Here is a 12,357-nt window from a genome sequence, read left to right on the forward strand (position 1 = left end):
GGCGGAGTGAGTGAGTCCGTTTCCTCTGGGGTGATGCGGTCCGGGAGGCGTCGAGTGCCGTCACGGCCGCAAAGACGAAGGCGTGATCGATGGAAAGCGCGGGATGCGCGTTGAGCGGACGAACGTTTTAGGCCACTCGGCGCGCCGCGCACCTCGGGTGCGGGCGGGGGCCGGGGTTGGCCGGGGTTCGACGGAGGGTATTGAGCGGTCATTCCCGCACTGGAGCAGGCTTTTGGGCGGGCCCCCGGCGGCCCCCCGGAGGGTCCGCGGACGGGGCGTCAGCGGTTAATGCTTCAAGGAAAAGTGACAGTCGGTCAGCTGGAGTCAGATCGCCCCTGACCATGTTGACTGTGGCGAACGGGCCAGGTTAGGTTTACTGCTCCGTGTGCCCTGCCGGACGGGCTGAGGCAAGTGGCTGCGGGGCAGCAGCGCCGAGCCGACCGAGCGTCCCGCAGGCCGTTTCCCGACTCAGTGCTTCGAGCTCCGGCACCCAGCGGTTGAAAAAAGAGCGCTTTGACCGGGCGCTTCTATGAATACCCATTTCATTCCCCGATGCCGGTGCGCACCGGTGTCGGGTGACTGCAAATGAACATGTGAGGGAAAATTGCCGGGGGATGATCTTCTCTATGACATATGTCAACCTGAAAACGATGCACGGGTAGCGGAATTACCGGAGGAGTGGCGGCAGCCGGACCGCCCGTACGACGTGGGAGAGGGTGAGGTCCACGTCTTCTCCGTGCTGAACGAGAGCGAATTCGGCCCGCCGCGGGACCTGCCGCACGGCGGTTCCACGGGCGACGACCGGACTGTACGGGCCTTGCTCGCCCGTCTGCTGATGCGGCCGCCCCACGACATCCGCCTCACGCGGGACGATCTGGGGCGGCAGAGATGGGAGGCGGGGCCGTTGGGGCTCGCGGTCTGCCGGGACGAGGGAGGGCTGCTCGTGGCCCTGGCCCGGGGCCTGTCGGTGGCGCTCAGCGCGGTCACCGTCCCGTGCGCGGTCGACGCGGAGGCGCTGCTGCCCTTCAGCCGGACGGAGCGCGCCTTCGCGGGGGAGGCGGCGGCCGGACGGCGGCCCCTGGTCCTGGCCCGGATGTGGGCGCGCAAGGAGGCGGCGCTGCGACTGGCCGGACGCGGAGCCTTCGCGCTGGCCGCCGAGGTCGACGTGATGGCCGTCGGGCCGGAGGGCCGGGTGGCGCTGCCCGCCTCCGGGCCGTGGAGTGCGGGCGGCGTCGCGTACGTACGGGACCTGCCCGCCGGAGCCGGGACGGCGGCGGCCGTGGCGGCCTCCGGCCCCCTGCGCGGTGCGGTCTTCCGCAGATTGCGGTGTCCGGAGCTCGCTCCGGCGTGAGCTGTCGTCCCGCCAGGGCGTGCCGCGAGCCGGACGGGACTCTCGCAACACGTCCTACGGCATGAGCACGGCGTGCGGGTCGAGACCGGTGACGTGGCCGGGGGCGCTCAGCTCCCGCCACGTCTCCATCGCGAGCCGGACGGCTCCGGCCTTCTCGTAGTCGGCGGCCGCCGACCTGAAGTCCTCGGCCGCCGCTTCCTCCTGTCCCGCCGCCCGCCGGGCGCGGGCCCGGATCACCGTGCAGCGGGCCCGGTCGACGGGGCCCAGCGCGGAGGGGTCCAGCGCGTCGGCGGCAGCGGCCGCCTCGTCCGGGGAGGCGTCCCCGGACCGTACGACGGCCAGTGCCTCCAGGGCCGCGAGCCAGGTCGCGGCCGGGGGAGCGGAGTCGAGCGCCTGCACCCGGCGGGCCCGCTCCAGCAGCGCCTGGGCGCTCGCGTCGCCGGTGGCCAGGGCCAGCAGGGCGCGGGCCCGGTCCAGGCGGATGCGCAGCCGGACGTCGTCCGCCCCGCCGAGCAGCTCCTCCGCCTCGGCCAGCAGGCCGACGGCCTCGCTGCCGCCGCCGAGGTGGCGGGCGCCGGCCGCCGCCCAGAGCGCACACGCGCGCAGCGGCTCGGCCGTGATCGAGGGCACCTCGGTGAGCAGTGCGTCGCCGAGGCCCTTCGCGCGGTGCCACTCCCCGCTCTCCACGTATGCCGTCAGCAGCACCACCTGGGCCCGGACGTGTTCGGGCCTGCCCGCGTCGAGGCCGGCGGCGGCGCCGGAGGCCTCCTCCGCGAAGGTGACGGCGTCGGACAGCCGTCCCGTGCGCCGGTGGAGGTCGGCGAGTTCGATCGCGGCGCGGGCGCGCATGAGCTGCGCGGCGGTGGTGATGGGGTCGTTCAGCAGCTCCAGCAGGACCGCCTCGCGCTCGGCGTCGGCCCCGAGGCGGTCCAGCACGGTGGCCAGTTCCCAGCGGGCCTCCCAGCGCACCTCGTCGAAGCCGCCGTCGCCGGCCTGCCGCACGACGGTGTCCAGCTGGGAGCGGGCCTCGGCCCAGTCGCCGGCCAGCTGGCTGGAGCGGGCCGCCACGAGCAGCCCGACCAGCTGGAGCCGGTGGGTGCGCTGCCGGTCCCGGGCCTCGGGCTCGCACAGCTCCTCCAGCGTGACCCCGAGCCGCCCGGCGATGACCTTGGCCGCCTTGAGGCTGGGGATCCGGTGACCGCTCTCCACCAGCGACACGTAGCTGGCCGAGACGCCCTCGCCGGCGAGGTCACCCTGGGACAGGCCCTGGATGCGACGGCTTTCCCGGACGCGTTTCCCGAATGCTGGCTGCTCGATCGTCAAGGTTCGGCTCGCTGTGTGGTTGAAGGGCGGATGGATATTACGGAGTGTGACAAAGATTCTACCCGACTGGCCGCGTTACGTAGGGCGGGTCCGTACTCAGGTACCGATTTTTGCGTATTCTTGGGGTATTCATGTAGTCACATTCGAGTCATGTTAAAGTCAATACTCATGACAATCGATGGACGGCCAGGCCGGCGGCGCCGGTGGGGCATGTATGTCCTGCTGGGCGCGGTGGCGGTCAGTTCGGCCGGCGAGGCGATGATGGTCGTCGCCGTCCCGTGGTTCGTGCTCCAGACGACCGGCAGCGTGGCCCAGACCGGAATCCTCGTCGCCCTGGGCGCGGTCGCCTCCGGAGCCGTCGGATTCGTTTCCGGCCCGCTGGTGGACCGCTGGGGATTCCGCGCCACGGCCGTCCTGTCGTACACGGTCGGCGGTCTCGGGGCGGCGTGCATTCCGGTCATGCACGTGCTGGGGATGCTGGACTTCCCCGTCCTCGCGGCGCTCGTCGTGGCGGCCAACGTGCTGGACATCCCCGCCTCCGCGGCCGTCACCGGCCTGGTGCCCGAGCTGTCCGCGGACGCCGGCATGCCACTGGAGCGGGGCAACGCGCTGCTCAGCGGAGTCCACCAGGTGGCGCAGCTGTGCGGGCCGCCGCTGGGCGGAGCCGCCGTCGCCCTGCTCGGGGTCTCCCACGTCCTGCTCATCGACGCCGCCGCCTGCCTCCTCGCGGCGGCCCTCATCCTCGGCTGCGTCGCCGCCGGCCGGGCCCGCGCCCCGGGCGCGCGGGCCGAGGGGCCCTACCTGGCCGAGCTGCGCTCCGGACTGCGCACCCTGCGCGAGCACCGGCTGCTGCGGGCCATGGCGGTGTCCGGGACGGCCTTCAACGGCCTGGACAGCGGACTGGCCGGCGTGGTCCTGGTGACCTACGCCTACCAGTACCTGGGCAGCGCGGCGAGCCTGGGCATCCTGCTCACCGCGTTCGGACTGGGCGCGGTGGCCGGCACGGTGGGCTACGCGGTCGCCGGGCACCGGCTCGGCGCCCGCCGCGTGTACCTCGGCTCGGGCTTCGCGGTGGCCCTGTCGATCGGCGCGCTCGCCGCCCTGCCCTCCCTCGCCGTCGGCGCCGTACTGCTCGCCCTGCTCGGCGCGTTCGCCGCCCCGGTGGGCCCGGTCCGCACCGGCGTGCTCCAGCGCAGCGTCCCGCGCGAGCAGTACGGGCGGGTGACCGCCGCGGTCGACACGGCCGGGCTGGTCGCCGTACCGCTCGGCGCCTCGATGACGGTGGTGCTCGTGGGCGCCGTCGGCCTGCGCCCGGCCATCGCCGCGCTCGCCTGTGCGTATCTGCTGGTGGTCTGCTGCTGCTGGGCCGCCCCCGCACTGCGGGGCATGCAGCCAGGCCGGCAGCCCGTGACTGCCATGACTGAACTTGACAATCAATGACAAGCGGTTGACGCTGACTCTCCATGGACTCCGCCCCGAGGAGGGATACATGAGCTCCGCTCCCGCCTGGCCGACCGCTCTCGACGAGCCGGTGCAGGTCCCCGACCCCGGACGCCTGGAGGCACTCCGCGCCGTCCGGGACTTCCTGGCCGACGACCCCGGCGCCGTCCACGACCTGCTCTGCGAGATCTCCACCCACCGCGCCGCCGGTTACGAGATCGAGGCGACCATCGCCACGCTGGACGGCGCGCTCGCCGAGTTCGAAACGTACCGGCCGGGCCGGGTCCCGCGACTGGCGGTCTACATGCCGTCCAACGTCGTCCTGTACTCGTACGCCCTGTACCTGCTGGTGCCCGCCCTCTTCGCGGACCGGCTGGTCTTCCGCCCCTCCAGCCAGGTCAAGGACCAGATGGGCAGGCTGCACGAACTGCTCGCCGCGCGCCACGGGCTGCCGATCGAACTGACCAACGCCAGCCAGCGCGAGTTCCTGCGCGAGCACGTCCAGCCGGCCGACGTCGTCGTCTTCACCGGCGCCTACCGCAACGCCGAGCAGATCAGGCCCCAACTGGCTCCCGGCCGGCTGTTCCTGTTCCTCGGCTCCGGCGTCAACCCCTTCGTCGTCGCCCCGGGCGCCGACCTCGGGAAGGCGGCCCGCGACGCCGTGGAGATCCGGATGCACAACGCCGGCCAGGACTGCCTGGGCCCTGACCTGTTCTGCGTCCAAGAGGACCTGCTCGACGAGTTCCTCGACCTCCTCGTCACCGAGCTCAAGGCCCTGCGCTACGGGCCCTACACCGACCCGGACGCCGACTACGGGCCCGTCTTCTACGACGGCGCGCTGGAGGAGGCCGCCCAGTACCTGGCCCGCAACCGCCGCGGCATCGTCCACGGCGGCCACGTCGACTTCCGCGAGCGGCGGATGGAGCCCACCGTCGTCCTCGGCGAGGAGGTGACCCCGCGCACGCCCGTGCCGGAGTTCTTCGCGCCGGTCTTCAACGTCGTCGGCTACCGCGACCCGGAGACCCTGGCGGCCACGCTCACCACCGCGGTGTTCACCGAACGCGCCCTCGGGTCGAGCGTCTACGGCGACGCCCCCGCCCTGGTCGAAGCGCTGCGCCGGCGCACCACCGTCACCGTCGACACCACGCTGCTGTCCATCGACGACGGCAACGCGCCCTTCGGCGGATACGGGCGGATGGCCAACTACATCACCGACGGCACGCAGATGTGGACCGAGCCGGTCCTCGTCTCCAAGGCCGTCGCCGAGCACCTTCCGGCGGCCGGCCGATGACCGACGTGACGTACCCGAGCGCCTGGCACGCCGTCGCCGACCACCTCCACCACCTCGGCACCGCCACCGTCTTCGGCCTGCCCGGCGACGACATGGACCTGCTGGGCGCCCTGGAAGGCACCGACACCCGCTTCGTCCTCTGCCGCGACCAGCGCAACGCCCTCTTCATGGCGACCGGTTACGCCCTCGCCTCCGGGCGGCCCGGCATCTGCGCGGTCGGCAAGGGCCCGGCCCTGACCAACACCCTCACCGGGGTGCTGGAGGCGGCCTCCGCGGCCGCACCCGTCGTCCTCCTCGCCGGGGGCACCGCCCTGGACCGGCTGGGCACGGGGGCGTTCCAGGAACTCGACCAGCTCGCCGCGGTCCGCCCGTACGTCAAGTGGGCGGTCCGGGTGGACCACGCCGACCGGCTGCCGGGGGTACTGGAGAAGGCCGTCGCCGTCGCCGTCAACGGCACGCCCGGCCCCGTGTACGTCGAGATCGCGGAGCAGGCGGCCGGGCAGCCGGTCACCCGCACCGGTCCCTGGCGGCCGGCCGCCGCGCAGCGGCTCACCCCGGACCCCGGGGTGCTGCGGGCCACCGCCGACGCCATCGCCGCGGCCCGGCGGCCCCTGCTGCTGGTGGGCGGCGGCGCCCGCCACCGCAACACCGGCCGGCTACTGGAGGACTTCGCCGAGCGGATCGGCGCCGGGATCTTCACCACCGCCTCCGGCCGGGGCACGGTCGCCGAGGACCACCCGCTCTTCTGCGGCGTGTCGGGCCTCTACACCGTGGCACCCGCCGACCGGCTGTGGCGCGAGACCGACCTGGTGATCGCCCTCGGCAGCCGGCTGGAGGAGACGGCGACCTTCGGCTGGCCGGACGCCGCCGGGCTGCCGGTGATCCAGGTGGTGGCGGGCGAGGAGAGCCTGGTCACCGGAAGGCCGGGCACCGGTGTGCTCGGCGATGTCGCACGGACGGTCGAAGCCTGGTCGGCGCTGCTGGAGCGGCACGCGGGCGGCACCGCCTGGACGGGACGGGTCAAGGCCGTACGGGAGGAACACGCCGTACGGGCCGCCGAGCGGGCGGCGGCCGCGGACGAGGCGGCGGCCGCCGCCGGCCCGGACGCGGGCGTACCGGTGGCCCGGGTGCTGGCCGCCCTCGCCGAAGCCGTTCCCGAGACGCGCGTCCTCGTCCAGGAGAACGGCCTCCAGGACATGTGGTCTTACTTCTACCCCCACTGGAGTTGCGGGGCCCTCGGCGGGTCCGTCGTGCCCAGCGAACAGACCCCGCTCGGCTTCGGCGCCGCCGCCGCCGTGGGCGTCGCCCTGGCCGAGCCGGGACGGCCCGTGGTGGCCGTGGCCGGCGACGGCGCCTTCAACCTCTTCCGCTCCGAACTGCCCACCGTCGCCGACGCGGGCGCGGCCGTGCTGTACGTGGTCCTCGACAACGGCGGCTACGGATGGCTGCAGACCAACCTGGACCGGGTGTCGGGCACCGGCTCGCGGTTCGCCTTCACCGCCGACCGCCCGACCGGCTCCGAGGGCCTGGCCCACGCGTACGGCCTCGGATTCTGGCGGGCCGACAACCCTGGCGATCTCCACGGCGTCCTCCACAAAGCGTGGCAGCACTGCGCGGAGAACAACACGGCAGGAGTGGTCGAGGTGAGGGTGTCCCTCGCCGACAGCCCCCCGGGCACCTCGGGGGCGAACGGCGACTTCCCGCTGCGTGAGGACGAATGAACGACTGCGAGACAAGGATGAGGCAATGGCCGTAGCGCTTTTCTTTCCCGGGCTCATTCCCACCCGATTCGACGCGATCAGCGAGTTCGTCACCACCAACGACCACGCCAGACGCAGATTCGCCCAGGCGGACGAGGTGTTGGGCTACCGCCTGGCCGACGCCTACCGCGAGGCGTCCATCTACGACTGGGAGGTGTTCGAGACCGGGTTCATGGCAGTCACCCTCGCCCTCGCCGACTGCGCGCAGGACCGCCACGGCGGCCGGCCCGCCGTCTGCGGCGGGCAGAGCTTCGGCGCCTTCATGGCGGCCGTCTGGGCCGGCGCGCTGACCTACCCGGACGCGCTGGAGCTGATCCGGCGCAGCGTCACCGTCGAGACGGACTACTTCGACTCCCTGGAGGAGCCGCTGGGCTGCCACTTCTTCTACCGGCTTCCGCACGACACGGTGCGGCGGCTGGTCGAGGAGACCCAGGCCCGCGGGGAGTGGATCGAGCTGTCGGTGGTCCTGGACGAGGAGGTCCACGCGGTGTCCGCGTCGCTGCGCTCCCTGGAGCGCTTCGAGCAGCGGGTCCGTGAGGAGGGCGGGTTCCCCTTCTACACCATGAACCGCGCCGAGCACTGCTCCGCCGTCTCCGGGCTGCGCGAGCGCCTGCACGACGAGGTCTACGGCACCGTCCCGTGGAACACCCCCGCGATACCCGTCCTGTCCGACGTCGACGGGCGGCTCCTGACCGATCCCGAGGAGATCAAGCAGGACCTGCTGGACGGCTGGACGACCCCCGTCCACTGGCAGACCATCCTGCGGGGCCTGCACGCGGCGGCGGTCGACGAGGTGTGGATCCCGGGCCCGCGCAACATGTTCGCGCGGATCACCAACAAGGCCATCCCCACCCGGGTGATCACGCCCAGGACGGCGCTCGGAGCGTGAGCGCGGAAACGAAGACGCCGACGGACCCGGCGGGGCGCCGGGTCCTGTCGGCGGCGGTGTTCGCGAGCGCCCCGGCCGAGGTGCTCGACTTCCTGCTGCCGCTGTGGGCCGGCTCGGCGCTGAAGGCCGGCGCGTCCGTGGTGGGCGCCCTCATCGCCTTCGAGGCGGTGCTCTCGCTGATCGTGCGCCCCCTGGCCGGAGAACTGGCCGACCGGTACGACCAGCGGCGGGTGGCCGCGGCGGGCGCGGCCCTGTACGCCCTCTCGTTCGCCGGGTACGCGCTCGCCGACTCCCTGCTCCTGGCCTTCGCCGCGGCAGGCCTGGGCGGCGCCGGCGGCGCGCTGTTCTGGGTCGCCCTGCGGGCCTGGACCGGACAGCAGGCGGGGGACGGCGACGGCACCGCCGCGTACGGGAAGCTGCTCTCCGCCGAGGGCCAAGGTGCCTTCGTGGGCTATCTGGTGGCGTTCTCGCTGCTGGAACGCACCGGATACCCGGCGCTGTTCTGGCTGGGCGCCGCCGCCTGCGTGCTGGCCGCGGCCCTGCTGCTGCGCGGGCCGCGCGTAGGGCCGGCGCGCCCCGCCGCTGAGGCCGGGGCGCCGGGGGAGGGGCTGCGGCGCGGGGCGGCGGAGCGGCGGCTGCTGCCGCTGATGGTGGTGTCCGCGGTGACGGCCGCCGCCGAGGCCGGGCTGTGGATGCTGTTGCTGCTGCGGCTTCAGGGGGATCTGGGCCTGTCGCCGAACGAGATCGCGCTGGTCTTCGCCCCAGGCTTCGTGGTGTTCGTACTGCTGCCGGAGCACGCCCACCACATCACCGACCGGTTGGGCCGCACCCCTACCATGATCATCTCGTTCGCGGCGGGCGCGCTGTTCGCGGCAGGGCTGGCGGTCGTCTCCACGCCCCTGGCGATCGCCGCGTTCTGGACCGTGGCCGCCGCCTGTTTCGCGGCGCAGATCCCCGTGGAGCAGGCGACGGTGGCCGCCGCGTCGGGCGGCCGGATCGGCCGGGGCATGGGCCTGTACGAGACCGCGCGCCTGGCCGGGGTGGTGGCCGGCCCGCTGGTGATGGGGGTGCTCTACGAGGAACTGGGCTGGGTCGCCGCGTGCGTGGCGGCCGCGGCCACCTCCGCGGCGGGGGCGGTCGTGGTGCCGTTCGCGGTCCGCGTCCTGCGCCTGCCGCGGGAGGAGAGCAACGCCCGGACAGCGGCCGGGGCCGGAACGGGGGCCGGCGCCGTGCCGGAGACATTGCACACGACACAGGACGGAGAAGACATGGACACGAGCAAGCCCGAACCGGCGCAGCCTGCGGCGAAGCCCGCCCTGAGCCCGAAGGCCCACGCCCGCAAGGAGCGCCGGGACTGGTACATCCACACGGCCGCGTTCGCGCTGGGGCAGCTGGTCCTGTGGGCCCTGGACTCCAGTTGGCTCGTATGGCAGATCACGGACGGCAGCGTGCCCGACGACCAGCGCGGGCCGCTGGTGTGGTTCGGCCGGATCTGGCTGACCATCTGGGTGATCGACACCATCTGGTCGTGGTCCTACACCATCTGGCCGCGGGAGAAGAAGGCGAAGTCGTAGCCGCGCCGTACGGCGCCGCGCGTCTCCGGCCCGGGGCCTGCCGCCCCGGGCCGGCGGCCGTCCGGGGTCATCCCAGCTCCAGCGGGAGCCGGTCGTAGCCCCGCAGTGAGGTGACGCGCGTACGGGCCTGCGCCGGGCCGGCGTGGGCGATGTGCGGGAAGCGGGCCAGCAGCCGGGGGAAGACGACCTGCGCCTCCATCTTGGCGAGGGCGGCGCCCAGGCAGTAGTGGGCGCCGGCGCCGAAGCTGAGCGAGCCGGACACGGGCCGGCCGGGCAGGAAGGCATCGGGCTGCTCGTAGCGCTCGGGGTCGCGGTTCGCGCCGGCGAGCAGGGCCACGACCTGGGTGCCCTTCGCGATGTGCACCCCGTTCAGTTCGGTGTCCTCGCCGGTCCAGCGGGAGGCGATCTGGATGGGCGGGGTGAAGCGCAGCATCTCGTCCACCCAGGCGGCGGCGTTGCCGGGCTCGGCGCGCAGGCGGGTGAGGAGTCCGGGGTGGTCGAGGAGGGTGGCCGTGCCGTTGCCGATGAGGTTGCTGGTGGTCTCGTAGCCCGCGGAGTACAGCAGGACCAGGTTGGCGAGCAGTTCGCGGCGGGTGAGCCGGTCGCCGTCCGCGTCGCGGACCGCGATGAGCGTACTGACCATGTCCTCGCGCGGATCGGCCTGCCGCTCGGCGACCAGCGCGCCCAGCCGGTCCCACAGTTCGGCGGTCGCCGCGTCGGCGCGCTCCAGGTCGGGGCCGAGGAGGTTGTGCTCGATCGCGGAGGTGATGTCGCGCACCCGCGGACCGAACCAGGCCCGGTCCTCCTCGGGGATGCCGAGGAGTTCGCCGATGACGGTGATGGGGAGCGGCAGGGCGAGCCGTTCCATCAGGTCGACCGGGCCGGTGGCGGCCTGGGCGGCGAGGTCGTCCAGCAGGGCGTCGGTCAACCGCTCCACCGCCGGCCGCAGGCCCTCCACCCGGCGCGGGGTGAAGGCCCGGCTGACCAGGCGCCGCAGCCGCTCGTGGTGGGGCGAGTTCTGGTTGACCATCTCGCCCATGAGGGAGTGGACCGCCAGGTGCTCGGGACCCTCGGGCCAGGTGCGGGCGATCCATTCGTCGTCCTCGACCCGGAAGAGCGGATCGCGCAGCACCCGGTCGCAGTCGGCGTAACGGGTGACGACCACGGTCCCGTCGGGCAGGCGGGCCACGGGGGCCCGCTCGCGCAGCACCGCGTAGAGGGGGTACGGGTCGGGGCAGCCGAGCGGGCTGAACAGGGCGCGAAGTGCGCGGCGTACCTGGATCCGGTCGTCGCTCATGGTGCCTCCTGGGCCCGGGCTCGTACGGCGAGTCCGGGGGTGGGTGGATGCGCCGCTCCGGCCCCGGGGTGGCGCGGGCCGAAGCAGCGGCGGGAGGAACGGGCGGTCAGCCGGCCAGCTGCTTCTCGATCCGGATCACGATGTCGGACACCAGCTGGAGCTCCTTGAGCTCCTCTTCGGGCAGGCTCACCCCGAAGCGCTCCTCGGCGGCGACGATGACCTCGACCATGGCCAGGGAGTCGACGTCGAGGTCGTCGATGAAGGACTTCTCCTCGGTCACGTCGGCCGGCTCCACGTCGGCGACCTCGTTCAGGATCTCGGCGAGGCCGGAGATGATTTCGTCACGCGTCATGGCGGTTACCTCTCTTGGGGTGTGTCGCGGTGGTGTGTGTGGCGGTGGTCTGTGTGGCAGTGGGTGCGGGGCAGGAGAGCGGGGCGGGGGAGCGCGGTGCGCCGTCGCCCGGGCGCCGCCGGCTCAGCGGTCCTTTTCGGCGGGCGGCTTCGGCGCGGAGAGGCCGACGACGTGGTCGGCGAACTTCTTCTCGATGCCGATGAGCCGCAGTTGGCGGTACAGGCTCTCGATGCCGAGCTGCTTCATGGTGAGCCCCTGCGGGGCCGAGTCCGCCTCGCCGCCCTCCTCGATGTTGAGGGCGATCGGCGCGGCGAGTTCGATGATCTCGCGGATGTCGTCGCCGTAGCCCTCCTGCACGCCCTGGCGCAGGGCGTGCAGACCGAAGCTGACGTGCCGGGACTCGTCGCGGCACATGGCCGTGAAGCCGGCCTTCAGCCCGGCGAGCAGCGGGATGCCGTGCAGGGAGTTGACGATGGCCCGCTGCCCGACGAGGGCCAGGACGCCCTCGGTGATCAGGTGGAAGAGAGCCACCGCGCGCAGCCAGCGGCGGTAGTCCGAGGGGTGGTGCTGCAGCTCCCGGATGATCTCGGTCTCGACGCGGCTGAGTTCCTGGTGGGCGGGCGTGACCATGTTCCACGCCTGCACCAGCATCCGCTTGGGGTCGGAGTCCAGGCCGAGGATCTCCTCGCCGAGGCGCAGCATCAGCTGGGTGTGCCGGGTCTCGTCGGCGATCTGCGTACCGAGGTAGAGGTGGTCGCGCTCCTCGGGGGCTCCGGTGAGGATCGGACCCAGGAGGTCGAGGCCGGTGTACTCGCCGATGATGAAGGTGGCGATGGACTCCTCGATCATCCTGCGGGCGGCCTTCGGGAGCCGCTTGTCGAAGTCCTCGCGGTCCGGCCCGAGTTCGATGGCCTGGGCCGACCACTGCTGCTTCTCCCAGCGCTCGTAGAGAGCCTGTGGCTGTGGCTGCTGTTCGGTGACGAGGTCGGCGTGCCGAAGTACGTCCCGCAGAGGGAGCTTCGGCATCTCGGCGAGCGAGGCGTCATCGAGCAGCAGGGTGCTCCAGCGCGGCATATCAAC

At 72.9% G+C, this 12,357-nt stretch carries 10 protein-coding genes; 6 read left to right on the forward strand and 4 right to left on the reverse strand.

Annotated features, from left to right (window positions below; translation table 11 throughout):
• The first annotated feature begins 706 nt into the window (after positions 1–706).
• A complete protein-coding gene (locus tag BSL84_RS20855) occupies positions 707–1,351 on the forward strand; it encodes a hypothetical protein (RefSeq protein WP_075970893.1) in 645 nt (214 codons plus the stop codon).
• A 54-nt stretch (positions 1,352–1,405) separates the two neighbouring features.
• Here the strand turns inward: BSL84_RS20855 and BSL84_RS20860 are convergent, their stop codons facing one another.
• Positions 1,406–2,674 (reverse strand): helix-turn-helix transcriptional regulator, encoded by a 1,269-nt coding sequence (locus BSL84_RS20860; protein ID WP_075970894.1) that lies wholly within the window; start codon positions 2,672–2,674, stop codon positions 1,406–1,408.
• Between the two features lie 168 nt (positions 2,675–2,842).
• On the opposite strand from BSL84_RS20860, the gene BSL84_RS20865 reads away from it, so the two are divergent.
• Genes BSL84_RS20865 through BSL84_RS20885 form a run of 5 tightly spaced genes read left to right on the forward strand, consistent with a single transcriptional unit; the run spans position 2,843 to position 9,628 of the window.
• Positions 2,843–4,114: an MFS transporter gene (locus tag BSL84_RS20865; RefSeq protein ID WP_159393539.1), complete on the forward strand. Its 1,272-nt coding sequence runs from the start codon at positions 2,843–2,845 to the stop codon at positions 4,112–4,114.
• 49 nt (positions 4,115–4,163) lie between these two features.
• Positions 4,164–5,405 (forward strand): aldehyde dehydrogenase family protein, encoded by a 1,242-nt coding sequence (locus BSL84_RS20870; protein ID WP_051873379.1) that lies wholly within the window; start codon positions 4,164–4,166, stop codon positions 5,403–5,405.
• Entirely contained in the window at positions 5,402–7,126 is a 1,725-nt protein-coding gene (locus BSL84_RS20875; RefSeq protein ID WP_075970895.1) for a thiamine pyrophosphate-binding protein, read from the forward strand. The genes BSL84_RS20870 and BSL84_RS20875 overlap by 4 nt, the downstream gene beginning before the upstream one ends.
• Positions 7,127–7,151: 25 nt before the next feature.
• Positions 7,152–8,054, forward strand: coding sequence for an ACP S-malonyltransferase (locus tag BSL84_RS20880; RefSeq protein WP_075970896.1), 903 nt, complete (start codon positions 7,152–7,154; stop codon positions 8,052–8,054).
• Positions 8,051–9,628 (forward strand): MFS transporter, encoded by a 1,578-nt coding sequence (locus tag BSL84_RS20885; protein ID WP_075970897.1) that lies wholly within the window; start codon positions 8,051–8,053, stop codon positions 9,626–9,628. The genes BSL84_RS20880 and BSL84_RS20885 overlap by 4 nt, the downstream gene beginning before the upstream one ends.
• A gap of 67 nt (positions 9,629–9,695) precedes the next feature.
• Here BSL84_RS20885 and BSL84_RS20890 read toward each other — a convergent pair whose 3' ends face one another.
• From BSL84_RS20890 to BSL84_RS20900, 3 genes are all read right to left on the reverse strand, one after another.
• Positions 9,696–10,925, reverse strand: a complete 1,230-nt coding sequence (locus tag BSL84_RS20890) for a cytochrome P450 (protein WP_037663769.1) — start codon at positions 10,923–10,925, stop codon at positions 9,696–9,698.
• Between the two features lie 106 nt (positions 10,926–11,031).
• Positions 11,032–11,277, reverse strand: a complete 246-nt coding sequence (locus BSL84_RS20895) for an acyl carrier protein (protein WP_030030998.1) — start codon at positions 11,275–11,277, stop codon at positions 11,032–11,034.
• A 123-nt stretch (positions 11,278–11,400) separates the two neighbouring features.
• On the reverse strand, positions 11,401–12,351 hold the full coding sequence (locus BSL84_RS20900; protein ID WP_075970898.1) for a ribonucleotide-diphosphate reductase subunit beta: 951 nt from the start codon (positions 12,349–12,351) through the stop codon (positions 11,401–11,403).
• Positions 12,352–12,357 lie beyond the last annotated feature (6 nt).

Origin of the sequence: Streptomyces sp. TN58 (genome assembly GCF_001941845.1) — a bacterium.
Classification (GTDB): domain Bacteria; phylum Actinomycetota; class Actinomycetes; order Streptomycetales; family Streptomycetaceae; genus Streptomyces.